This is a genomic window from Paenibacillus pinisoli (genome assembly GCF_003605435.1).
Lineage (GTDB): Bacteria > Bacillota > Bacilli > Paenibacillales > Paenibacillaceae > Pristimantibacillus > Pristimantibacillus pinisoli.
This window is the reverse complement of sequence record NZ_QXQB01000004.1, coordinates 429,125-453,617: the sequence shown is the minus strand read 5'-3', so window position 1 is coordinate 453,617 and position 24,493 is coordinate 429,125. Positions and strand designations below refer to the sequence as shown.

General features: G+C 56.2%; 23 protein-coding genes. 2 read left to right on the top strand and 21 right to left on the bottom strand.

All coding sequences use genetic code 11. The features are described from left to right. Nucleotides 1-30: 30 nt before the first annotated feature. Entirely contained in the window at nucleotides 31-1,176 is a 1,146-nt protein-coding gene (locus tag D3P09_RS19190) for a THUMP domain-containing class I SAM-dependent RNA methyltransferase (protein WP_120113010.1), read from the top strand. Continuing rightward, entirely contained in the window at nucleotides 1,173-3,224 is a 2,052-nt protein-coding gene (locus D3P09_RS19185; RefSeq protein ID WP_120113009.1) for an LTA synthase family protein, read from the top strand. Before D3P09_RS19190 ends, D3P09_RS19185 begins: the two co-directional genes overlap by 4 nt. A gap of 142 nt (nucleotides 3,225-3,366) precedes the next feature. Here D3P09_RS19185 and D3P09_RS19180 read toward each other — a convergent pair whose 3' ends face one another. From D3P09_RS19180 to D3P09_RS19080, 21 genes are all read right to left on the bottom strand, one after another. Next, on the bottom strand, nucleotides 3,367-4,521 hold the full coding sequence (locus tag D3P09_RS19180; protein ID WP_120113008.1) for a GNAT family N-acetyltransferase: 1,155 nt from the start codon (nucleotides 4,519-4,521) through the stop codon (nucleotides 3,367-3,369). A gap of 109 nt (nucleotides 4,522-4,630) precedes the next feature. Next, nucleotides 4,631-6,361, bottom strand: a complete 1,731-nt coding sequence (locus D3P09_RS19175) for an IlvD/Edd family dehydratase (RefSeq protein WP_243644312.1) — start codon at nucleotides 6,359-6,361, stop codon at nucleotides 4,631-4,633. A 29-nt stretch (nucleotides 6,362-6,390) separates the two neighbouring features. Then, entirely contained in the window at nucleotides 6,391-7,227 is an 837-nt protein-coding gene (locus tag D3P09_RS19170; RefSeq protein ID WP_120113006.1) for an amidohydrolase family protein, read from the bottom strand. A gap of 14 nt (nucleotides 7,228-7,241) precedes the next feature. After that, the gene (locus D3P09_RS19165; protein ID WP_120113005.1) at nucleotides 7,242-8,147 is read right to left on the bottom strand and encodes a fumarylacetoacetate hydrolase family protein; all 906 of its coding nucleotides are present in this window, start codon (nucleotides 8,145-8,147) and stop codon (nucleotides 7,242-7,244) included. 138 nt (nucleotides 8,148-8,285) lie between these two features. After that, nucleotides 8,286-9,056 (bottom strand): SDR family NAD(P)-dependent oxidoreductase, encoded by a 771-nt coding sequence (locus tag D3P09_RS19160; protein ID WP_120113004.1) that lies wholly within the window; start codon nucleotides 9,054-9,056, stop codon nucleotides 8,286-8,288. A 19-nt stretch (nucleotides 9,057-9,075) separates the two neighbouring features. Further along, entirely contained in the window at nucleotides 9,076-9,954 is an 879-nt protein-coding gene (locus D3P09_RS19155) for an SMP-30/gluconolactonase/LRE family protein (protein WP_165867506.1), read from the bottom strand. Between the two features lie 79 nt (nucleotides 9,955-10,033). Continuing rightward, nucleotides 10,034-10,795, bottom strand: a complete 762-nt coding sequence (locus tag D3P09_RS19150) for an SDR family NAD(P)-dependent oxidoreductase (protein ID WP_120113002.1) — start codon at nucleotides 10,793-10,795, stop codon at nucleotides 10,034-10,036. A gap of 27 nt (nucleotides 10,796-10,822) precedes the next feature. Continuing rightward, nucleotides 10,823-11,479 carry an RraA family protein gene (locus D3P09_RS19145; RefSeq protein ID WP_120113001.1) on the bottom strand — a complete coding sequence of 219 codons (657 nt, stop codon included), beginning with the start codon at nucleotides 11,477-11,479 and terminating at the stop codon, nucleotides 10,823-10,825. A 2-nt stretch (nucleotides 11,480-11,481) separates the two neighbouring features. Then, nucleotides 11,482-13,557: a peptidase C14 gene (locus tag D3P09_RS19140; protein ID WP_120113000.1), complete on the bottom strand. Its 2,076-nt coding sequence runs from the start codon at nucleotides 13,555-13,557 to the stop codon at nucleotides 11,482-11,484. A 78-nt stretch (nucleotides 13,558-13,635) separates the two neighbouring features. Next, entirely contained in the window at nucleotides 13,636-15,258 is a 1,623-nt protein-coding gene (locus D3P09_RS19135; RefSeq protein WP_165867505.1) for an extracellular solute-binding protein, read from the bottom strand. Between the two features lie 145 nt (nucleotides 15,259-15,403). Continuing rightward, nucleotides 15,404-16,291: a carbohydrate ABC transporter permease gene (locus D3P09_RS19130; RefSeq protein ID WP_120112998.1), complete on the bottom strand. Its 888-nt coding sequence runs from the start codon at nucleotides 16,289-16,291 to the stop codon at nucleotides 15,404-15,406. Nucleotides 16,292-16,315: 24 nt separating this feature from the next. Continuing rightward, nucleotides 16,316-17,272 (bottom strand): ABC transporter permease, encoded by a 957-nt coding sequence (locus D3P09_RS19125; protein ID WP_120112997.1) that lies wholly within the window; start codon nucleotides 17,270-17,272, stop codon nucleotides 16,316-16,318. Between the two features lie 20 nt (nucleotides 17,273-17,292). After that, nucleotides 17,293-18,288, bottom strand: coding sequence for a zinc-dependent alcohol dehydrogenase (locus tag D3P09_RS19120; protein WP_120112996.1), 996 nt, complete (start codon nucleotides 18,286-18,288; stop codon nucleotides 17,293-17,295). Nucleotides 18,289-18,564: 276 nt separating this feature from the next. Beyond that, nucleotides 18,565-19,965 carry an extracellular solute-binding protein gene (locus D3P09_RS19115; protein ID WP_120112995.1) on the bottom strand — a complete coding sequence of 467 codons (1,401 nt, stop codon included), beginning with the start codon at nucleotides 19,963-19,965 and terminating at the stop codon, nucleotides 18,565-18,567. 136 nt (nucleotides 19,966-20,101) lie between these two features. Next, entirely contained in the window at nucleotides 20,102-21,484 is a 1,383-nt protein-coding gene (locus tag D3P09_RS19110) for a PDZ domain-containing protein (RefSeq protein WP_120112994.1), read from the bottom strand. A gap of 140 nt (nucleotides 21,485-21,624) precedes the next feature. Then, on the bottom strand, nucleotides 21,625-21,930 hold the full coding sequence (locus D3P09_RS19105) for a hypothetical protein (RefSeq protein ID WP_133305028.1): 306 nt from the start codon (nucleotides 21,928-21,930) through the stop codon (nucleotides 21,625-21,627). Further along, the gene (locus D3P09_RS19100; RefSeq protein ID WP_120112992.1) at nucleotides 21,890-22,504 is read right to left on the bottom strand and encodes a DUF3990 domain-containing protein; all 615 of its coding nucleotides are present in this window, start codon (nucleotides 22,502-22,504) and stop codon (nucleotides 21,890-21,892) included. The genes D3P09_RS19105 and D3P09_RS19100 overlap by 41 nt, the downstream gene beginning before the upstream one ends. 94 nt (nucleotides 22,505-22,598) lie before the next feature. Next, nucleotides 22,599-22,829 carry a YuzB family protein gene (locus D3P09_RS19095; protein ID WP_120112991.1) on the bottom strand — a complete coding sequence of 77 codons (231 nt, stop codon included), beginning with the start codon at nucleotides 22,827-22,829 and terminating at the stop codon, nucleotides 22,599-22,601. Nucleotides 22,830-22,868: 39 nt separating this feature from the next. Beyond that, entirely contained in the window at nucleotides 22,869-23,171 is a 303-nt protein-coding gene (locus tag D3P09_RS19090) for an iron-sulfur cluster assembly accessory protein (protein WP_120112990.1), read from the bottom strand. A gap of 52 nt (nucleotides 23,172-23,223) precedes the next feature. Beyond that, a complete protein-coding gene (locus D3P09_RS19085; RefSeq protein WP_120112989.1) occupies nucleotides 23,224-23,457 on the bottom strand; it encodes a hypothetical protein in 234 nt (77 codons plus the stop codon). Nucleotides 23,458-23,587: 130 nt separating this feature from the next. Next, nucleotides 23,588-24,490 (bottom strand): M14 family metallopeptidase, encoded by a 903-nt coding sequence (locus tag D3P09_RS19080; RefSeq protein ID WP_120112988.1) that lies wholly within the window; start codon nucleotides 24,488-24,490, stop codon nucleotides 23,588-23,590. Nucleotides 24,491-24,493: the final 3 nt, after the last annotated feature.

The following is a 24,493-nucleotide window of genomic DNA, read 5'->3' as shown; positions in this document are numbered from 1 at the left end:
TTATTATCGTGACGGAAATGAGAGTGCAAGATGGAACAACTACAATTAATCGCCACTTCCCCCATGGGACTCGAGGCCATCGTCGCCAGAGAGCTGAAGGAGCTTGGCTACCACGACCTGCAGGTCGAGAATGGCCGCGTGAATTTCAAGGGCGGGCCTGAGGACATATGCAGAACGAATCTGTGGCTGCGCACCGCAGGCCGGATTCTTATTAATATGGGCACATTCAAAGCCACAACCTTCGAGGAGCTGTTCGAAGGAACCAAAGCGCTCGACTGGCCGGACTGGATTCCGGTCAACGGGGAATTCCCGGTCGAAGGACGCTCGCACAAATCGCAGCTGTCCAGCGTGCCTGCCTGCCAGAGCATTGTGAAGAAGGCCGTCGTCGAAAAAATGAAAGAACGCTACGGCACGGAATGGTTCGACGAGAACGGCGCCCGTTATGTCATCGAGGTATCCCTGCTCAATGACGAGGCGCTGCTGACGCTGGATACATCCGGCGCAGGTCTGCACAAGCGGGGCTACCGCCTCGTCTCGAACGAAGCGCCGATTCGCGAGTCGATGGCCGCTGCGCTCATTCTGCTGAGCCGCTGGCGTGCGGAAAGACCGTTCTACGATCCGTTCTGCGGATCTGGAACTTTCCTGGTGGAAGCTGCTATGATCGGCTGGAACATCGCGCCGGGGCTGCGCCGCAGCTTCAACAGCGAGAGATGGGAGCGCATTCCGGCAGAGCTGTGGGACGCTGCGCGCGAGGAAGCGTTTGATGCGGTCAAGGACGATATTCCTCTGCAAATAGCCGGCTCCGACATCGATCCCCGGTCGATCGAAATTTCCGAGCAAGCGATCAAGCGCGCAGGCTTTGCAAAGGATATCAAAGTCAGCGTTCTCCCCGTTGCGAAGGCCAAGCCGCAAGGCGACTATGGCGTCATCATCACGAATCCGCCATACGGCGAAAGACTTGGCGACGACGTTGAGGCCGAGGCGGCGCTGCGCCAATTCGGACTTATGACGCTGCATTACCCGACATGGTCCGTATTTGCGATCAGTCCGTCCAAGCAGGTCGAGCATTATATGGGCCGCCCCGCCGATAAGAAGCGGAAGCTGTTCAACGGCCGGATTCAGACCGACTACTACCAATTCTTTGGCCCGCTTCCTCCAAGGGAGAAGCGTCAATGAATGATCAACCGGCCGTACGCTTAGGGCCAAAAAGCAACAAATCTTGGATTCGCCGTGCGCTCGGCTTCTCACTGCGCATGCTAGACCGCTTGGTAGCGCTGGATTTGCTTCTTTTTGCAGCCGCTATATTAATGAAGCTGTATTGGTTCAACAAGCTGTTGTCCGTCCCTTATATGGACATGACGAGAACAGACAAGATCATCGAGACTGGCGCGATTCTGCTCGCTTCCTTCTGGACGCTGCTTCTGCCTACGCGCGGAAGGCTCATTGCTCTGGTTCTGCTTAATTTGATATTGTCCTTCATCCTGTATGCGGACGTTATCTATTACCGCTACTTTCAGGATCTGATTACCGTGCCCGTGCTGCTTCAGATGGGTCAAGTGGAGTCGCTTGGAGGCAGCATCACCGCGCTCATGAAGACAAAGGATTTCCGGTTGTTTGCAGATCTGCTGATTATCATCCCCTATGCGGTGTTTGTGCTATGGAAGGGCCGTTCGGTCTTATCGAACCGTCCCTCCTCTGCTGCGCCTGCAGTCCGCTGGCGGAGAATCGGTATTCGCATCGCATGCAGCGCAGCTGCTTTTATGCTCGGATTCTCGCTTTTCTTCACCAACCTGAATCATGCGACGGACACATGGGCCAAGGGGCTTTTCGAAAAAAACTGGTGGAATCTATCGATCTACAACGTGACCGGCGCGCTTGGATTCCATGGCTATGATGTGTACCGGTATGCCAAGCTGAACTGGTTCAATGCCGAGCCTGTAACCGCGGAGCAGCGCTCCGATACGCAGCTATTCATGGAAGATCGGGCGGCAGCGAGATCCGAGCTGGGACGCAGCGACAGCCTGTTCGGCGCTTATGCGGGCAGCAATGTGCTGATGGTTCAAGTAGAATCGCTGCAGAACTTCATGATCGGCAAATCCATTGGCGGGAAAGAAATTACGCCCGTCCTCAATGAGCTGATCCAAGAAAGCGCGTATTTCTCGAACTTTTATCATCAAACCGCTCAAGGGCGCACATCCGACGCCGATTTCGCCGTCAATTGCTCCTTGCAGCCGATGAAAAGCGGCTCCGTCTTCATCCAGTACGCCTCGCATGAATACGGCTGCTTGCCGAAGCAGCTGAAGAATGAAGGGTACAGCGTCAATGTGTTCCACCCTTACCAGGGCGGCTTCTGGAACCGCAACGTCATGTACAGCAACATGAAATATGACAAGTTCTACAGCATGAAGCATTACGAAATGGATGAACGTCTCGGCTGGTCGCTGGGAGACAAATCGTTTTACCGGCAATCGATGGATGTCATTACGGAGCTGCCCCAGCCGTTCCACGCCTTCCTGATCTCCCTCACCAGCCATCACCCTTACAAGCTTCCCGCTGCGGAGAAGCTGCTGGATACAGAAGAGCTGACCGATACGATGATGGGCGACTACTTGCAGGTCATCCATTATGCGGATGCGGCGCTGGGAGAGCTGATCGATCGCCTAAAGGCCGAAGGGCTGTGGGACAAAACGATTTTCGTCCTGTACGGGGACCACGACAACTCCATTCTAGATTGGGACCTATATGCCAGATTTATGAAGGATACATCGAATAAAATGGAGCGCGAGCAGCTGCTTAAAAGCGTCCCTATGCTAATCCATCTTCCGGATGGCGCACATGCGGATACCTATGAGAAGGCCGGCGGACAGCTCGACATAACGCCGACTCTTATGCATCTGCTAGGCCTGTCGACATCCGAGCCGTTATGGCTGGGATCGCCGCTCCTGACCGATCAGAAGGAAGAGACGCGGATTGTGACGCAGCGCAACGGCTCATGGACGGACGGCCACCGCTACTACATTCCATCGGCAGACGGCTTGTCCGCGAACGGACAATGCTATGCTGTCGATACCGGCGAGCTGGTCGACTCGGCAATATGCGCGCCGATGACGGAATCCGCTCAGCTTGAGCTGACTATGTCGGATCGGGTTGTCATGGGCAATCTTCTGCGCACATTCAAAAACAATGGCGCGGTCGAGGTCATTGCGAAATCATCACAGCAGTAAGAACATAAAAGAGAGGTCAACCGTAATCCGGCTGACCTCTTTTTATCTGCTTTTTTAGCTGTTTTTCAGCTGTTTTCGGATTAACTGCTATCGTTGCCAGCTATCGCGAAATTGCTTCGACCCTTTCCCTTGTACCGCAGATTCACACAAAGTTTAATCCCGAAGGATAAGGCATTGGAATCGGCAATAGCCGCTCCAGGACAGCGCGCTGCTCTTCAGAGATGGACGGAAGGTCCCAGGCTGCATCAAATAACAGCGAAATCCATTCGCTCTGGCTCAGCGTCAGGTCTGCCCGGCCAACCTTCAACCGGACAGCGCCCTCCTCGCCGGAGGGAACCAATACATTTTGCAAGGACACCTCGATCAACGCTGCCGGGTCCTTCTCCTCCAAGTATGGAGCCATGCTTCTCCAGAATCGCTCCGGGTTCACGATGCGTATCGTTCCACTCTGGGTTCCATCCGCATGCGGATAGCGGTCCAGCACCTCTCTAAGAGCGTGCTCCTGCCACGGGACCGTGACATCCAGCTCAACCGCCATGCCGGTCCTAAGCGCATAGAGCAGCAATTGCTCCACAGCGCCGGCGTCGCCGGCTCCTTCGACCAGGAATGGAACCGCATCGGTGTTCAGTCTTCCTTTTACAGCCAGCACTGTATAAGCAATTATCCGCTCATCCCGAACCGCCACGAGCACGCGATGCTCCAGCTTGTAGATGCCTGCTATCGCTTCCGCTTGCATAAGCACGCCTGTCTCGAAGAGGCTGCGCTCATATCTGACGGCAGTCTCCTCATATAAGCTGTGAATCGCGAACCGGTCGCTCTCCCCGCCTTCACGAATTTGGATGTCTTCATCCGTTGACGATACCGCATCCATGAACGCCATACCTGCATGCAGTCTATACCTTCTTGTGGAGCCAAAAGGCTTGCAGCCGTTTCTGGCGTACAGCCTGCCCGCCCCTGATACATATAAGAGGGAAGCCCCGGATGCCTCCATATGCGCGAACACGCGATCCAGCAGCAAGCCGGCATAACCTTTTCCCTGATGCTCTGGGGCGGTGCATACCGATCCCAGCGCCAGCATCGGAACATGGGCCTTGCCGATTCTCAGCAGATGAGGCACCAGCCCCATAAAGGCAACCAGCCTGCCGTCCAAATATAACCCTAACGAGCTATGGTAAGCTCCCGAGAATATCGAAGGGAAGGCGTCAGCCATCGACGAATGCCCCGGTTCTCTGAATACGCGATCGGCCAGCGCCGCCGCTTCCTTGAGATCGTATTGGTTCATCGCATGAATGTCCACATCATCAGCTCCTTCGTCTGCAAGGATAGTCTTGATGCTTGTCTTGTCGCTTAATGACGGGCAATTGCACAGCCCTAAAATCTAATTATCATGGCATGAAGAGCAACCTCTAGCTCTTGGAGATGCCAGGCCCTTCCGCTTCCTCCCGCAGCAGCTCCTCGCGAAGGTCAGGCGGCAGCAGGAAATCGAAGTCGCAGCCCAGATGAGCCTGCAGCACCCGCTCATGGAACAGCAGGCCGTAGCCGCGGTCGTAATGCGGCTTCGGCGCCGACCAGCCGCTTCGTCTGTCAGCGAGCTCCTCAACGGATACATGAAGCTGCAGCCGCTTGGCCGCGATATCCAGCTCAATCTCATCGCCGGTCTCTACCAGCGCAAGCGTGCCGCCGACAGCCGCCTCCGGCGAGACATGCACGATCAGCGCCCCATAGGAGGTGCCGCTAATGCGGGCATCCGAGATCCGGACCATGTCCCGGACGCCTTGCCTCAGAAGCTTGGCCGGAATGGGAATCTGCCCGATCTCAGGCATCGCTGGAGCGCCCTTCGGACCGGCGTTCTTCAGCACCAGCACGCTGCTCGCGTCTACCTCCAGGTCCGGATCGTCGATGCGGGCAGCAAGGTCCTCCGGACTTTCGAACACAACCGCTTTGCCTCTATGCTTCTTCAGATGCGGCGAGACGGCAGTCTGCTTGATCAATGCGCCGTTCGGCGCCAGATTACCCTTCAGCACGGCGATGCCGCCCTGCGAATCCAGCGGATCGATCATCGGGCGAATGACATCCGGATTCCAGGTTCGAGGCTCAGACGCCAGATTCTCCTTGATCGTCTTGCCCGTCACCGTCAGGCAATCGCCATGCAAGAGCGGCTCCAGCTCCTTCATTAACGCCGGCACGCCGCCCGCTTCGAAATATTCCTCCATCTGGTATTTGCCCGATGGGCGAAGGTTGAGCAGGAACGGCGTCTCCGCGCTGATCCGGTCGAACGTCTCCAGCGGCAGCTTAAAGCCAAGCCGGCCCGCAATGGCGACCAGATGAATAATCGCATTGGTCGATCCACCGCTTGCCATCGTGATGCGGATCGCATTCTCCAGCGCATCCATCGTCATAATGTCGCGCGGGCGGATATTGCGGCGCACCAGCTCCACGATTTGCTTGCCGGTCGCCTCGGACATATGCCTGCGGCGGCTGTCTGGCGCGGGAATGGCCGCGCAGCCCGGGAGCGCCATGCCGATCGCTTCGGCGATGGACGCCATCGTGCTGGCTGTGCCCATCACCATGCAGTGGCCGTCGCTGCGGCAGACGGAATTCTCCGCCGTAGCCAGCTCCTCATCGCTCAGGTTGCCCGCCTTATGCTCCAGCGTAAAGCCGTAGCAGTCCGTGCATGCGCCGAGGCTCCGGCCTTGAAGGCGGCCGTTCAGCATCGGCCCGCCCGTCAGGACGATGGCCGGAATGTTCGCGCTCGCCGCAGCCATCAGCTGGGCGGGAACCGTCTTGTCGCAGCCGCCGAGCAGCACGACGCCGTCAATCGGATGAGCCTTCATCATCTCCTCCGTATCCATGGCCATCAGATTGCGCAGCAGCATCGTCGTAGGCTTCACATACGGCTCGCCGATCGAGATCGTCGGGAATTCCATCGGCATGCCGCCCGCCTGCCAGACGCCCCGCTTCACATAATCGACCAGCTCATTAAAGTGGGAATGGCATTTGTTCAGCTCGCTGAACGTATTGCAGATGCCGATAACCGGCTTGCGAAGATCGTCTTCGGTATAGCCCATTGATTTGGTGAACGAGCGATGGATGAATCCCCACAAGTCCTTTTCGCCAAAATAGCTCTCACTCTTCACTGCCATTCTCCTCCTGTATGCTCCGTCTGTTAAAACCCAAGAATGGCCGGCGTATCGCGATGCAGAATCGATTCGACCGTCTCATCGGATACGCGCGGCAGCTTCGTGCCCTCCGCCAGATCATTAATATGGCGCAGCGCCTCGATCATCCGGTCCGGCGTAAAAAACGGATAATCCGAGCCGAACAAAATTTTATGCACCGAGCCGTACTCCTGCGCCGAGACAAGCGCGTTGTAGAACTGCCACGGCCTGCTGCCGAGCGCGGACACATCCATGTACAAATTCGGATGCTTGCGGACAAGCGAGATGCACTCGTCAATCCACGGATGTCCCATATGCGCCACAATCATTTTCAGCTTGGGGAATGCTCTTGCAATCGGGTCCAGCATCGCCGGCCTTGAAGCGTCCAAGTAACCTTCCGGCACAAATGAGGTGCCCTGATGCCATAGTATCGGCACGCCCAGCTCCTCAGCCTTCGCATAGAGGGGGAAATGCTCCTTCGCATCGGGATAAAAGTTTTGGTAGATCGGCCCGAGTTTCAGTCCTTTCAAGTTCAGCTCTCTGATCGCCGTCTCGAACTTAACGACCGCGTCAGGGTCGCTTGGATCCACGCTGGCGAAGCCGAAGCGTCTAGAGCTGACCTTGGCGCAATATTCCGCGACGTATTCATTCGGCACGACAAGGCCTGTTGCGTGGGCGGCCATGGCCAGCACGATCGAGCCGCTGCAGCCGGCGGTCGCTTCCTCGTGCATCTCGGGCGTCGCCAATATTTCCATATCCGGCCCCCAAGCGCGCTTGATCGCCGCTTCCGTAGGTCCGCTGCACATGCCGGGGCCGAACAGATGAGTGTGGCAGTCGAAGATCATCGCCGGGTCCCTCCTTACTCGCTGACCATGCGATTCGTGATCGCACCCAGCTTCTCGATGGATACGGTGACGACATCCCCATCTTTCAAATAGACGCGCTTCTCCGGCGGATAACCCAGCACGACGCCTTCCGGCGTGCCAGTCAAGATAATGTCGCCCGGCTTCAGCGTCATGCATTGGGAGACATAGCTGACGATTTGCTTGCAATTGAAAATCATGTCCGACGTATTGGAGCTTTGGCGAAGCTCGCCGTTCACCGTGCAGCTTATCGCAAGCGCGTTGGGATCGCCCACTTCGTCTGCGGATACGAGGTATGGCCCGATCGGCGAGAAGCCGTCGCAGGATTTGCCCGCCAGCCACTGGCTGGTGCGCATTTGCAAATCACGCGCCGACAGGTCGTTCGCGGTGCAATAGCCGAATACATAATTCAGCGCTTCCTCTTCGCTTACATACTTCGCCGTGCGGCCGATCACAATGCCAAGCTCCGCCTCGTAATCGACCTCGCCCGACGTCTTCGGCAGCGGGACGTCGCTGCCATGTCCGTTCAGCGTATTATTGAATTTATTGAACAGAATCGGGTAGGCCGGAATCGGCATGTTGGACTCCTCCGCATGCTTGCGGTAGTTGAGCCCGATGCAGATCAGCTTCTCGGGGTCGGTGACGCATGGACCAATGGAGAGCTCATCCTCGTGATTCAGATATGCGCGGTACTGCTCCGGGCTCTCCGACTTCAATCTCTCGATAAACGCCTCTACCGCTTCACGGGCGCCTTCTCCCCCTGCAATCACTTCTTTGACGCTAGTCGGAAGCGGCTCGCCGGAGGCGCTGCCTTGCACCGCTGCTGCCAAATCGAGAACGCCCTCCTCTGTCTTCACTCCTGTCCGGTACTCCCCATCCTTCATAAAAGTCATCAGTTTCATCGTTGTATCTCTCCTTTTCTATCGAGGTGTGGTTATGTCCAAATACTTCACTTCGCTATTCTTTTTGGCGCTTGCGCCCGGTATCGCCCTTTGGCTGCTAGAGCAGAATGAAGCGGCGCCCGGCGACAGCTGCCGAAGCTATGCGTTTTTGCCGAAGACAAGTCCTCCATCGACGTAAAACGGCGAACCCATGACGAAGCGGGACTCGTCGGAGGCAAGGAACAGCGCCGCATGGGCGACATCCTCCGGACGGCCCAGATCGCCGCTAAGCTGCCTGCGCTTGATGGAAGCTTTCGCCGCCTCCGGATCGGCGGAACGGCTCAAGTACCCCTCCACGAAAGGCGTCATAATCGTGCCCGGCAGCAGCGCGTTGACGCGTATGCCGTATGGCGCATAGTCGACCTGCATCGCTTTGGTCAGCGAGAGGACCGCTCCTTTGGAGGCTGTATATGCCGCTCTAGCGGATACGCCCATCTCTGCGATGCTGGACGACATATTAATAATGGAGCCCGAGCGGCTCTCCATCATATAAGGCAGGACGGCAGCGGCTGTCATATATACGCCGCGCACGTTCACGCGAATTACGCGGTCCCATGCTTCCGGCTCTACCTCATGCAGCGCGCCGACATGGCTAATGCCTGCATTGTTGAACAGCACGTCGATTCGCCCATATGCCGCTATCGTCTCGGCCGCCAAGGCTTTCGCCGCTTCCTGTTCCGTGACATCGCAAGTCACATAAAGCGCCTTACCGCCTGATGCCGTTATCTCATCTGCCGTTTGCTGCCCTCTTGCCTGGTCAAGATCCGCAATGACGACAGCCGCTCCTTCCGAAGCGAACAGCATTGCCGAGCTTCGGCCGATGCCGGAGCCCGCCCCGGTAATAATGGCCACCTTGTCTCTTAAGCGCATAACCAGTACCTCCTTGTTGTTAACGCCCGAATCGCCTGGAAGGCATCCCCCTCACGCCCGGCTTCGCCATAAATACGCCGCCGGCATGGGGATATACGGCATGCTCGTCTTCCGAGAGGACGACTCTCGCCGTTGTAATGTATAATTCATCAAGACATTCCCCGCCGAATGCGCAAGACGTGACATAAAGCGCCGGAACCTCAATCTCCGCCAGCCTTTTGCCGGTACCGGGATCGAAGCGCGACACTTTGCCGCCGCCCCAATGCGCAATCCAGAGCATGCCCTCGCTGTCTATCGTCATCCCGTCTGGATATCCCTCTCTAGACGGCCATTCTATTATCGTTTCTCTTGCGCTAATGTCACCGGTGCCGCTATCATAACGGAATCGGTCAACCGCAAGCTTCAGCGTATCGATATAATACATGCAGCCCTTGCTCTCATCCCAGGCGAGGCCGTTGGAGCAGCCTACCTCGGCAACGACGCGTACAGGCTCGCCGCCATCCTCCAGCCTGTAGAGGCTGCCTTGATCCTTGGCGTAGCCTGTACTCATCGTTCCCGCCCACAGCCTTCCGGCAGGATCGCACTTGGCATCGTTGAACCGGTTGTCCGGCATATCCGCTTCGATATGCGCGATCGCCTCCAGCTCACTAGTATCCGGACAATACTTGTATATTCCGTCATCCAGCGTTACCATTAGCGCGCCGTCCTTCACCGGAATAACAGAGCTTACCCGTTTCTCGAAACGATGCAGCTCATGGGCATGCGAGTGAGTATGATAGACATGTACCGTTTTGCCATCAATATCCACAAAATATAATTGATTCGACTCGCTATCCCAGTGGGGGCCTTCACCTAATAAAGCTTTTGCATCCAATACCAGTTTCAAGCTCGTTGCCATTCTGACCATCTCCCTTGTTCATGCTGTCCGCTGCTTGCCGGCCAACCGGACAAGGCTGATAGTCGGCTTAGCGGCTATCTCACAATTCGCTGCCGTTCGCCAAATGTCCTCCATCCACCCGCAGCGTCGTTCCCGTAATATAGGAGGCTTCGTCGGATGCAAGGAACAGGAAGGCATTCGCAACCTCCATCACAGTGCCTCCGCGCTTCATGGGCGTATGCTCCGAATACGCCGGCAGTCCGTTCTCTTCGCGCAGCTTGCGGTCAAGGGGCGTATCGACGAAGCCCGGCGCCACCGCATTGACGCGGATTCCAAATCCCGCCAGCTCTACCGCCATCGATTCCGTGAGCAGGATAACCGCCGCCTTCGACGCATTGTAATGGGCGAGTTCTCCGCTGGCGGTCAGGCCGTTCTTGGAGCTCATGTTCAGAATGACGCCGCCCTTCCCTTGCCTTGCCATGCAATCGGCAGCCAGCTGTCCCAGTCGGAATACGGCCCTTACATTTACGTCAAATACGGCTTCCCACCTCTCCATCGAGATGGCCATGAATGGCTCGCGGAAGGCAATTCCGGCATTGTTGACCAGAATGTCAACGCCGCCGAACTTGCCGAAGGCCGATGCCGCCGCTTGCTCCAGCTCAGGCAAGCTGCGAAGATCGCAGACCTCTGCCGCTGTCCGCTCTTCATATGGAGCCAAGACCCGAAGCGCAGCCTCCAGCTCGGCGCCGTCCCGGTCGATCAGCACGACGCTTGCGCCCTCCTGCAGGAAGCGCTCGGCGATCGCGAGGCCAATGCCCCGCGCCGCGCCTGTCACTACCGCTCTTTTCCCTAGCAGCCTCATGCCGGTTCGCTCCTTCGCCAGCGCGTCTTACAGTACGCCGTATTTGTCATACACTTCGCGCAGCGTGCGGCCCTGAAGCAGCTCGTCGCGCGTATGGTTCTCGCGCGTCACCTTGTCCATGGCGCGCTGGAACACTTCATCCACCAGCGCTTGCGGGATAACCACAATGCCGTCGCGGTCGCCGAAGATGACGTCGCCCGGATGCACCATCACTCCGCCGCACAGCACCGGAATGTCATAGTCGATGACGAGGCCTCTGCCCTGCGAATCGACCGGCTTCGTGCCGGTTGCGAATACCGGGAAGCCCAGCTCTTCGATCTTCTGGGTATCGCGGATCAAGCCGTCGACGATCGCGCCTCTGGCGCCGCGCATCTTCGAGGCGGTGGACAACAGCTCGCCCCACAGACCATTCTGCTTCGATTCATTCGTACAGCCGATAACCACTTCGTTAGGCTTCACGCTGTCTACCGCCTCAATCTCCTTCGCGTACGGATCCTCTGGCACATAATGCACATCCACGGACAGAATGGTTTTCGCGCGGCCCGCTACGACCCAATCCTTCACGATCGGATTAATGTTTTCGCGCATCACCTGATTGCGGTGGCCCAGCTCATCCAATGTATCTGAGATTACTGCCGCATACAGCTTCGATTCCATTAGCTCAAATAGTTGTTGATCGTTCATGTTCAATACCCTCCAGTAGTGATGTTCATATTATGAAGCGCATGCTGGACGCCGCTTCGCTCAGCCGGCATCACCTCGCGGCAGACGTTCAGCTCGATATTATCTTTGTGCAGCATATAGCCGCCTTCTCCGAATGCGCCCTCCGGACAGTGAAAACGGCCGCCCTCGAACGTGACGCCGCTCGCCAGGTACGCATGCGGCGCGCCGTTCAATTCCACATGTGCCGTCTCGCTATCGGCTGCCCGGCTGATGTATCCTGCGAGGCGCCACTCTGTTCTGCCTTGCGTCTCTTGTGACGCCGCTCTCTTCAGCAGCGCCTTGCCGGCATTGGTGCCGCTTAACCGCGCGCCTCCAGCAATTTCAATTAGCTTGGCTCCCGCGCCGGTCATCTCGACGCCGGTATTGGCCATACTGCCGCCGGTGAAGCTGAAGCTTGCGCCGGCTATGCTTACTGCGGACGAATGCTCGCTTGCCCCTTGCCACTCGCAATCGCGGAAGCTCAGCTCGCCGCCGCCCTCGAAGCGGTTCCCGTCCAGTCCGAGGAAGCGGCAGCGGACGAATTGCAGCTTGCCGTCCACTCCCGCATGCGACAGCCTTCGTCCCTTCGTCACGGTGAAGGAGCTGTTCTCAGCCACATTCGGCCTGCTTGACCGGTCCGATACTTGCACGAAACGGACCATCGCCTCCGCCGTGCAGTTCTTCATCTGCACGCCGTCCGCATTGAGCCAGAACGAGCCGGTATTGGCTGCGTTCTCAACTCCGTCCCGCTTGAATACATGCACATCCTCCAGCGTCAAATCCGTCACCTTCCGGTGGGCGATGAACCAGGAGCCGACATGCTGCTTCACCGTAATCCGCTTGGCGCTCTCGCCCCAGGTCGGACCGCTGTTGGCAAAGGACATCAGGCCGGAATTGCCTACATACGTCAAATCATGCTCATATTGGCCGTGTGTCACGAATGCGCCCAGGTCGTCGCCATCGGCATGGCAATTCTCTACATAGCCGTAAGCGGAGCCGGTAAAATCATTCAAATGCCTGCCGTTGCTTGTCAGGCAGTCCCGCACCACGCCGTACAGACAGTAGATTTGCTGAGTCAGGTAGCCGGTGCCCCCGATCAGCACCTCGACGGGATTGGTCAGCTTGCATCGCTCCGTTATGTAGTGGGAGCAGTAGCGCCGCATGACGACCGGCCAAAACGTGCGATAGGCATCGATATCGGACACATGGCATTCCGACGCGAACTCATAAGCCACCGGATGAGAGCCCGCAGCCATCGTTGTTCCCGCCCCGTGGAATTTCATGTTGCGGACGTTGGCGCCGACGACCGGCTCTACCTTGCGGTAGCTGATCTTCCGGCCGGCTTCCAGCCTCCAGCCGTTCTTGTAATCGAAGCGCACGCGACCGTCGTCCAGCACCTCGGTTACCCGCAGCATCTTCTCCAGCTCGCGCTCCGCCCCGCCCCTCAGCTTGTCGCTGCGGACGATCCACCAGTCGCCGGGCAGGAACGCTTCCGCTTCAGCAACGGGGAATCTCTCATCCATCTCCGCAAGCGGCTCCATCAGCTCAATGGTCTGCTCCCTGTCAGCCAGCTTGCCCCGGAATAAAAGCAGCGCCGCGAAGGGATCATTGTCCGGCGCATCCTCCATCCCTTCCGTATAGACCGCGAAGCCGCCAAAATCAAGCTCAATACGGCTCCGGCTATACTGATGGCGCCGGATAAAGCGCAGATCCGCGCCTGCTTCGATCCGGCGGACGGATGGATCGTTCACCATGGCGTCCAAGGCGTCATCCGCCGCATGGTCGGCACCAAAATGTCCGAACCAGCTGAAGCGCCCTACGCCGTCATGCCTGACCAGCCAGCGACCCTCTCCGCCATCCTCAGGCGCATGGACGGTTCCGCCGTTATCCGGGGACATGCATAATTGCGACCAGTACACCAGCTTCGCCCCCGCATCTCCCGCTTCCTTATAGCCTTCCACCCAGACGGAGCCTCCCGGTATCCGGCACTCCTCCGGCAACGCCTTCAGCGCCTTGACCGTCTGTACCCGAATCATTGGTGCTCCGGCATTGTAGTCCATGATGAAGCCTCCTTCGTTCTTGTGCGGATAGAGAGAGGAGAGCCGGCATCATGCGACTCTCCATCCCCTTCTATTCGATTAGTTGTTGTCGCCCTTGAACGTAACGGACTGTCCTCTTGCCTCTGTTACTTGCTCGGCATAGAATTCGAAAATTTCTTTGCCGCCGTATTTGGTCATGAGCTCTTCGCGGTATTTTGGCCAGTTGGACGCATCCTTCTCGTCATAAATAATTTTGACTTGTAGCTCGTTCATTCTGGCGCGCAGCGCGCCGAGGTCCATGCCTTCCTTAACAACCATGCTCGTGCCTACGGAAGGAACGATCTTATAGGAAGTGATCGTCTCTACGATCGCGCGGTCGCGGTCTGTCACGTTCGGATCGGCTACGACGATGCCGAATTCCTCCGGACCGGAGATCGGCGTGAACCAGTTGTAGACGGACAGGAAGTTGCCGTTATCGGTAATATTGGACTTGATGGCATCTTGGTTTAGCGTGATGGTTGTGCCGTCACGCGTATACTCTGTGCCTTCGCGGCCGTAGTGCGTAAGCAGGAAGCCTTCTTCGCCCGCGAGCCAATCCAGAATTTCCACAGAGCGATTGATCGCCTCTTCGGACGACTTGGAGCTCAGCAGGAATGGGTTGCCCGGTACCGGATCAATATACGTGCCAGTTTCAGCGAATGGATCGAACGGCATCCAGTTGGCATCCTGGTTGCCTGTTACTTCTTTTGTTTTCATCTGCAGCCCTTCCGGGTTTTTGTCGAAGGCCAGGTTTTTGCCGAAGCCGAGAATGATGCCGACTTTGCCTTGAACCGCTTTTTCGATTTGCTGGCCGTTTTTGTTCAGCAGCCAGTCCGGATCGACTACGCCGGAGCCGATCAGCGCTTTGGTATCTTCCAGCACCTGCTGCATCTTCAGATCGGTACGGGTATCGATGAATTCGTCGCCTACAATGTTGAAGTCGCCGAACAAGCCGTTTTTGACGTAGGTCGGGAATTCAAGCGACATGTTGGTGCCGTTGCCGAAAGCGGTGAAGCCGTAAGTATCTTTTTTGCCGTTGCCGTCCGGATCGTCGTTCGTGAAGGCTTGCATCACGCTGACCATCTCGTCGTAAGACTTCGGCATCGGCAGTCCGAGCTTATCCAGCCAGTCTTGGCGGATATAATAGGAGCGGTAGAAGTACTTCTCGTACGGAATCGGCGCTCTGGCGAACTGGCCTTGCACCTGATACTTCGGAAGCGCGTCTTCGCTTACCCAATACTTGAAGTAATTCGGCATATTCTCAGGCGTGACGATTCCCGTCATATCGCGGGCAATGCCGTCCTTGATGTACTGGTTGGAGGAAATGCCGTCGATAAAAAATACATCCGGAATGTCGCTTGAAGCTACCATGGAATTCAGCTTGTTCTGATAGTCCTGGCCAAACGGCATGTAGTTGATTTTCAGATCGACGTTGAACTTCTCATCGATTGCGGCTTTCACAAAGTCCTGGTCGCCCTTCGGAAGAATCGCATCCGCCGAAGCCGTCACGAACCAGTTCAGTTTGATCTTCTCCCGCGCCGGCTCCGACGTCTCTCCGCCCGTATTCGAGCTTGACGACGGCTGCGAGGACGGCTTCTGGTTCGACTTGTTGTTGCCGCTGCATGCTGTCAGTGTAAGGATGATTGCCATAAGCACCAATAATAGCGATTTGGTTCCTTTCATGTTGCATGACCTCCTAAAGTATGAGATAGGTTTCAAGGTTTCTGCTCTTTCCTTCATGCGGCATTGCTCTTGTCTCTCTCTAATAGAAGTTCGCGCTTAGGCGCCCGGACATTCCCCCTCCGTCTGCTGGCTGTCTTGCCTGTGATTACCCCTTTACTGCTCCAAGCAGCATCCCTTTAATGAAATATTTTTGTAGAAAAGGATACACGATAAGAACCGGAACAATCGCGACGACAACCGTCGCCATCTTGATCGATTCGGGAGGCAGCGCGCTCAGCTGCGTCTGCGGCACGGCCAGCTCCTGGCTTACGCTCGGCGTAATGATCATGTTGCGCAGCACGACCTGCAGCGGATACAGATCCCGGTCGTTCAGGTACATAATGCCGCCGAAATAAGCGTTCCAATGATTGACGCCGTAGAACAAGCCCAGCGTCGCCATGATTGGCATCGACAGCGGAAGCACGATGGACATCAAGGTCCGCGCGTCGCCGCAGCCGTCTACCTTCGCCGCCTCTTCAATCTCCGGAGGCAGCGATTCGAAGTAAGTTTTCATAATTAGCAGGTTGAAGGTCGAGACCAGCCCCGGAATAATAAGCGCCCACAGCGTATTCATCAGGCCGACCGCCTTGACGGTCAGGAAGGTCGGAATGAGACCGCCCGAGAACAGCATCGTAAAGATCAGCGCCAGCAAGACGGGATTTCTCCCCGGCAAAAACTTCTTAGAAAGCGGATACGCAAGTAGCGTCGTAACCAGCAAGTTCAGCGCTGTGCCGCAAACCGTAATGAGTACGGTAATTTGCAAGGCGCGAGGGACAACTCCACTGCTGAATATCGCTTGGAAAGCGTCGAATGTGATTGATTTCGGTATAAGCAGGAACCCGCCGTTTTTGAGCACTTCCGTATAAGGCGTAATGGAGACGACAAATACGTAGTAAATCGGGAACAAGGTCGCAATACCGAATAGTGCAAGCACCAGGTAGATAATTCCGTCCGCCACACGGTCAGACAGCGATTTTTTGAACAGGAACGGCATGCTCCACCACCTCCAGCCATTTCATTACCATATTCCCGAACCTCCGAAGCGCTTGGCCAGCTTGTTCGCAAGTATGACGAGCACAAATCCGATAATGGATTTGAAGACGCCGACCGCCGCAGGAACGCTGAAATCAAGCTGCTCGATACCTCTTCTGAATATCCAGGTATCCAATATATCTCCGACATCGTAAACGCGTACATTCAAGAAAATGTAAACCTGCTCGAAGCCCGCGTCGAGAATATTCCCCAGTCTCAGGATGATCAGAAGGATGAATACATCCCGCACGCCCGGCAGCGTAATATGCCACATCTGCCGCCAGCGCCCCGCTCCGTCAATGGCAGCGGATTCATAAAGCTCATTGTTGATGCCCGCCAGCGCGGCCAAATAAATAATCGCTCCGTAGCCTGTGCTCTTCCATATATCCGTGCTCAGGAGCAGCGTCCGGAACCACTCCGAGCTGGTAAGGACGTCGATCGGCGTCCAGCCCAAGTCGCGGATGAAGTTCGTGATGAGGCCGGAGCCCGGCGCAAAGAAGGAAAACACAATGCCATATACGATAATCCAAGACAGAAAGTGAGGACCGTAGGTGAGCGTCTGGATCCACTTTTTGAACCAGCGCACCCGTATCTCGTTCAGCATAAGCGCCAGAATCAAGTCGGGGAACATATTGAACACGATCCGATAGACGCTAAGGATAATGGTGTTCTTCATCAGGACCAGAAAGTCCGGCGATGAGAAGACCGTTCTGAAATTGTCAAAGCCTACCCAGGGGCTTCCCCAGACGCCCTTCATCAGGTTGTAGTCCTGGAAAGCGACGACCAGCCCGAACATCGGCACGTAGTGGAAGATGATGTAGTACAGCAGTCCCGGCACCATGAACAGATAGAGCCACCGGTAACGAAGGAATGTCTTGACCCATTTCGGACGCGATCCTTCCGGCCGCTTAGCCGCCTTGGCGCCCCTAGCGATCTCTTGCATAAGCGCTTTCACTCCTCCCGTTAGTCATGGAATCGAACGACGATTCCCAGCATCTTGTTCGGCTCGCGCTCGTAACGCTCATATAGCTCTGGGAGAGCTTCGAAGGAAACTTCGTCCGTAATCAAGGAAGCGATATCGATTCTTCTCTCATCGATCATCCGCAGGAAATCTCCTATGTTGCGGCCTTCTGTCCATCTGATGTAGCCGATCGGATAATCGAATCCGAGCTGCTCATAATCGGCTTCATAGCGCCCCGGGCCGCCCGCCCGCGAAATGTGAACGCTTGCTTCCTTCGCGAATAGCAGGTCCCGGTTGAAGTCGCAGCCCGTATCGCCGACAACGACGATTTTGCCTCTATCCCGAAGCCAGCCGATCGCCGTATCGATGTGGCTGTGGCTGCGGTTGCTGGCGCACACCAGCACGGCATCCGCGCCTTTCCCGCCGATCGTAGCCGTCTTAAGCGCTGTGCCAATCTCATCCGCGCTGCCATACGCGTATCGGATCCCGGCTTCCAGCAGCTTCTCTCTGCGCTCGGCAATGGGGTCCAGGCCGATTACGCGGAAGTTGGACGCATGGGCAATCGCTGCAATAATTTGGCCTAATATGCCTACGCCCTGCACTACTACGGATTCGCCGAAGGTCAAATCCGCTTGCCGCAGCGCGTGGATCGCAATCGCTCCAATACCGGAGAACGCCGCCTCCTGCATCGATACGCCATCCGGAATTTTGACGGCGAGATGCTTGGGTGAAAGCATAATTTCCCGGTGGGCCGGCGTACCATAGCAAGCTACCCGGTCTCCCGGCTTGATATGAGTGACGCCTTCTCCTACTTGAATGACGACCCCGGCTGCGCTGTAGCCCAGCGCCGCTTCCGGATTCGTCCGGATCATCAGGAGCTCTGTGCCGATGCTGACGGAGGAATAATGAATTTTTACTTTGACATACTGCGGCTTGATCTCCGGTTCCGGAAGATCGACGACTACCGCAGCGCCATTCCGGCTCTTAATCGCTCGCATGATGCATTCCGCTCCATTCTGATTTACTATTGATTGATAATTACCAATAATTTCATAGTGATATACATCACTGATGTACTTCTGATGTATTGATTATAAGCCCGCTTTTACAAAGACGTCAACAACTATTTTTCTGAATTCTCTAGAAGTTGAAAGCGCGTACAAGGGATAGCAAATAAAAAAACCTCTACCCGAGGCCTAACTTACAAATTCGATTGTGGAAAAAAAACCGTCCAAGCCTATAGGCTTGGACGGTTCTAGTGCTGTATTGCCGCTTTAGGGCATGCCTGCCGGCTGCCCGCTCTTGCGGTCGTCTGAGCTCAGCTCCATCAGCTTGCTGCTCAGTTCGTTCTCATCGATCATATTAGACCAATATTCCTTCAGCCACTTTGTAATCTTCCTCAGATCCTTCATCTGAAAGCCAAGATCGCTATGGTAGGCGAAGGAAGGTTGAAGCTCCCTGAACATGGCATACCTGGACGGCAGTCTGAGCGCGCCGCCCGCGCTGCGGCTGGCAGACTCCTTGCGGGCCGGAATACTCATCGTCTTGTCTCTGATCATGCCCTGCGCTTCCTCCGACGAGAGGAAGTCGACGAAGCGGCGAGCCGCCTCCTTCACTCTGGACTGCTTCACAACCGACATTCCGATCGACAGCAGCAGCGTGCGCTGCGGATCGCCTCTGTGCAGGACAGGCAGCGGACAGATGTCGTAATCGATCGTCGTATGGGCAAATTCATTCAGATTAAAGTACGTGCACAGGATGATAGACACCTGGCCCTCGACGAACAGCTGAATCGTCTCGTCATTGCCGTGCGCCCAATAATTCGGGAAGATGGAACGGTTCTCAATCAGGCTGTTAAGCGTCGACAAGCCGTCCAGCAGCCCCTCAGGCCGATCGCCTCCCCGATAGCTTCCTGCGCCTTGCAGCAGGAAGACGGAATAGCGGTTCTCGGAGGTCGGCAGGAAGTAGATGCCCGGCTTCCCGCGCGATTCCGACAGCTTCGCCGCTGCATCAATCAGATCCTGCCAGGTCCAGTAGCTGTCGGGGGCGTCTATGCCCGCCCTCGCGAAGTGCTCCTTGTTATAGCACAAGACGACCGGAGAGAAGGAGACCGGCTTCGCAAACAGCGCTCCGTCATGCACGAAGGCTTCCTCCGCAATGCGGTACAGCCGCTCGTCGGACAGCTGCGGCTCCAGCAGCGAGGTGAGCCCTTCCTCCGTCCATTCCTGGAATTGCGGGCTGTTGAACGCAACAACATCAAGCAAGCCGTTCGCAATCATCTCTTCGGCGGATTGCGAGTAGCTGATATGGTTAAGTGAAATGCGGCGGACATGAATGCCCGGATTGCGCTTAGAGAACGCCGCGATCAGATCGTCCATCATAAAGTCTGTCGTCAAGCTGATCGGACAGCCGAAGTTGATCGTAATCGTCTCCTTCGCCCTTGGCGTAACCATGCTGCCGACACGGTCAATCTTGACGATAAGCCCTTCCTCGACGAGCTGCTCCAGCCCTTTCCGTATCGACTTGTTGCTCAGCTCGAATTGCTTCGCCAGCGCGCTCTCGGCGGGCAGATAGGTGCCTTCTTCCCGAATTCCGTTCACAATTTCCGTGCGAATGACATTAACGAAATGATCCAGCCGCTCCTGAAAGGATGCTCGTTCTAATTTATGACTCATGTATAATTCTCCTATTTGTTCAAACATAGACATCAGATTCATTGTCAACTATTTCACATGGGATGTCAACTATATCAGACGAATATTCCCCTTATCGCGCGTGTTCAACAAGTCGGGCATTCGGCACCGGGAAGGTTCATTTCCCTTGGGCTTCATTGCTATGCTCGCGCAGCCACGCCAGCACATCGTCAATGTTGTCCACCGGAACGATCCGCAGGTCCGGCGCGGCGCTTCTAGCGTCCTGCTCTCCCTCCTTGGGCACAAAAAACACATCGGCATCGGTCCGGCTGACCGCATACGCCTTCTGCGGGATGCCGCCGACCATGCCGACCGAGCCGTCCGCCTCAATCGTGCCTGTCCCAGCTACATGCAGGCCGCCCGTCACGCCGCCCTCTACCAGCTGGTCGATAAAGGCAAGCGTAAGCATCGCACCATGCGAAGGTCCGCCGACATGCGCCATATACTCATGAAAAGCAATCGCTCTAGGCGTATCCAGCTTCGGCTCCGTCTGTACGGATACCCCGAATACCGCACGCGATGCGTCCTGATCCGCCGGAACGGTGCGGACTGTAATCTCTGCCGGCTTTCCGGCTCTTCTGACAGCGAGCTTCACTTGATCCCCAGGCTTTACGTTTTCTATCATATAGTTGATCATATCCTCAACCTTGCGCACCTCTTGCCCGTTCACCGCATCCACGATATCGCCCGCATGCAGCACGCCGTCTGCCGGGCTGTCCTTCAGGATAGCGACAATTCGCACCCCATCCGGAACAATGCCTTTGCCGATGCCGGCCTTCTGCATAGCAATTGCCGCCGCTACCCGATTGGCATCGGTCTTCATCGCAACCACTTGCGCATACGTCTCCGACAGAGGGGGCTCGTCCTTCGGAATCGGCAGGAAATCATATTGCGGGAACATCCACCCGTACAGCCGGTCTGCAAGGACGGAAGGCCGGTCGAATACAAGCACGCCTTCAATGCTGCCGCCTTCCGCCCCGCCTTGCACATGCGCGTAACGGTTCATGTTCAGCGTCATGCCGGGATAAGTGACGCTATAGCCGGTCGGAATGAGCAGCACCCCAAAGATAACTGCCATTGCGGAGATTGAGACGACCGTACGCCAAGATCTGCGAGGCTGCCCCATGCTGCCGCTGGCCAGCAGATCTGCCAGGACTAGCACTGCTGCTGCGATCAATACAGCCAGCATAGCGGTCATTGATGCCTCAGCGATAAGCAGTCCCGTAAGCACCAAGTTGATGATAATAATTGCGCCTCTCAGGCCGCGAGTTGCAGCCCTGGAAGATAATAGCAGCATCCTCCCTGCACCGGCCGCCCAGCTCAGCGGAATAAGCGCCAGTACATAATAGATCCAGTCGATCATTTCAATCCAAAGCACGCCTCCGCCCGTTCGAAGCGGGGCTGGAATCCATATCAGCTCTGCCGCAATCAAGCTGCAGATTGCCATTATAAAACCGGCGTAATAAAACCGTCTTCCTGCACGATATCCGTTGTCCACCATGAAGCCTCCCAGTTACAATGGTCTCTCCTTCTCCTCTTCCTCACAAAAAAAGACAAGCGGATGCTTAAGTCAGCTGCCGCATGTCCCCTTGTCTCCCTGTATGTTACTGCCCGCGCAACGTCAGCAGCCAGCGAAGCCCCTTACTTGGTCTGCACGTAATGGCGGCTTTGCTCCTCTCCGATGCCGCGGTCCATCGCTTCGCCTTGCTCGATGTCCACGATGCGTTGAATCCACATGGAAGGCGTGTGTCCGGCGCGCTTGGCCCGATCGATAAGCGCCGCATAATGGGTGCACGGCTCATATCCGCCTAATCTGCGAATAACCTTGATGTATTCGACCACCAGCTCGCGGGCGGCTAACGGTTCATAATTCCACCCTTGCACCAGCGCCTCGGCTATGCCGCGCTCATACGCGCTTAATCTCACTCTCGTCCCCGGCGTCGCCATACAACCACCTTCCTCTCGTATATATATAATAACCCAATAAGACAAGATGTGACTCCCATCGCTCGGAACCGAATACAACCTGGTTGCCCAGCTTCAAGGCGTCCAGCTTGCGTCCCTTCTGGGACCGGGTGATCTGATCGTAGAACCACTGATCGTCTTTCTTCAATTGTACGCCTTTATGTACGATTTTTCCAGTGTCATTGTCAGCCATGGGACCAATAATGATATCAGGATGTACGGCGCACGGATCTTCGCCCTTCACGTTCTGCTTTCTGTGGCTGTAGATGAATGAAGCCCAGGCAGGCGAATCCGACAGGAACAGCATTGGCTCGATATCGGAGGGTATGCTGGACAGCTCGACGACCAGCACGCAAGGCTTGCCGCCGTCCCACGCTTCCTTCGCCGTCTTGTGCGCCCACCTTCGCGCCTGGGCGATGGAAATCGTCGTATAGAAGCCTTCCCCAAAGTCCTTGCCCGGCCGCCAGTAAGGCGATTGAAGCAGCTTGCTGCGGAAGGATTCAACGGTTGCGCTCGTCGTTCCGTGATACAGCAGCTGCGGTGTTTTTATATCCATCCTATGCTCCTTCCCCGCTTAATGCAATAAGTAAAAAACCCAACAGCATCTAGGTTGTTGGGTTCAGTGGTTGCTCGCTCTTATAAACTATACCTTATGACTTCAAATAAGTCAGCGCCTTCTCTATCGCTTCATCCTCTGTCGCGCCCTTCACATACCGGCCGTTAATGAACACGAAGGCATAGCGGGCGCAAGGCCCGCAGTAGGATTTGCAAGTCACCTGGCTGATCTCCGCCTCGGGCGCAAGCTTCTGCAGCTTGGCAAGCGAAGTCTTCATCTTCATATGCTTGCATTTCTCGCACACTTTAATTTCGTTTGTAGCCATTTTCTATCAATCCATTCCCCATCGCCTGCAAAGCGGTGCTTAATGATCTCCGTGGTTGCCCTTGGACGGGTTCGTAATCGCGAAGCCCTCTTCCGGCACGTAGAAGTAATCTATGCGGATACCGTCGAGAAAATCATTGTCCTTCTCCAAAATAACGTCGATATCCTTATCCGTTGATACCACAACGTCCTTGTCGGTCGGCGAGTCGATCCCCATTCCGTAATGGGCATGGTCGCCGTGCGCATGCGTCACATAGACGCGCAGCAGCTTGCCTGTATGCTCTTCCTTCTCCAGCTCAAGCTTTATCATCTTCGCCGCGTTGCGGGAAATTTTGCACTTCATGCTTATCCAGCTCCCTCTTAAGTTGCCTGCTTGGCAACAAGTTCTTCATTCATTATTGTATATTATACTTCGTCCCCATTCTTCGGGCAAACCATTCCGCAATAATCATCGTAAAAGCGATATCGTCAATCGGCACAAAGGGCATCACATCCGGCACGACCCAATAGACAATAACAGGCACAAGGAACAGCAGCTTGTCCCTGATCAGCACATCCCTTGATTTCAGCAGCCGGAATATAAGGGCAAAGGTTCTCTGCCAATGCTTCAGCGACAGCAGCTTGCGCATGTTCGTCCACCCCTCTTAAACCCCGATTTTACAGCATTATAACATAGCCTTCCCCGATTCTCCTATCCGGCCGCTCCATGCGTGCTGCCATCTCATGGAACGGCCGCTTGCGCCCCCCGCCTCTCCGCGCTCACAGCTTCAGCGATTCCAGCAGCAGCGGGCGAAGCTCTCCATAGATCGAATCGAATGCGCTGGCTGGCAGCGGATTCTCCCCGTAGCCGGCTTCTACCGTAAAGCCGGGCCTGCGGTAACGATGGATGAACCAGTCCTTGTAGCCTGCATCGCTGCCGCTCAGCTTAACCGGCGCATAGCCGCTGGCCGCGCCTAACCTGGCAGCAAGCGTCTCGGCATGAGGAGGCTCGAAGTCCCGGTAGTTCCAGTAGATCTCCCGGCCTTGGGTATGAAGCGCTACAACCGCATGGAAGCCGAGTCGATCCGTCAGCTCCGCCAGCGCCGACGCTTCCGGCTCGCAGAGCGGATGGGCTCCCGGGTAATCCCGCGGACCAGGGGATACGACCGCCCTGCGCTTGCATTCCTCTTCCCAGAAGGCAGGGAATTGGTCATTCAAATCCACGCCGCGGATATTGGCCTTCCACCCGCTGAAATCCTCAAGCCCTCCGTTCCACTCCATCAGCGTCCGATAATGAGGGTGGGAGTGATCGAACCGGCCCTGGACGAGCTCTACCCCGTCCGGGTTCACCATTGGCGCCGCCCATAACGTCACTGTATCGAGGAGTGCGCCTGCATCTTCGCCGCCCAGACGCTCTCCTGCCGCATAAGCCCCGGACAGCTCCGTCATGAACCTCATCAGCAGCGCCGATGTGATCCATTCATTCGCATGGCAGGAAGCATTCACATGCATCCGCCGCTGGCCGCGGCCGCAGCACAACGCCACGAGCGGGCGGCCGAACACGCTTTGTCCGTATTGGAATACGCCAACAAACGGGTTCTTGGCCTTCAAGTCTTGAATTTCCCGCATCATATCGCCAAAACCGTAATCTTGGTTCACGAACTTCTCCCCCGCTCTCGCCATGAT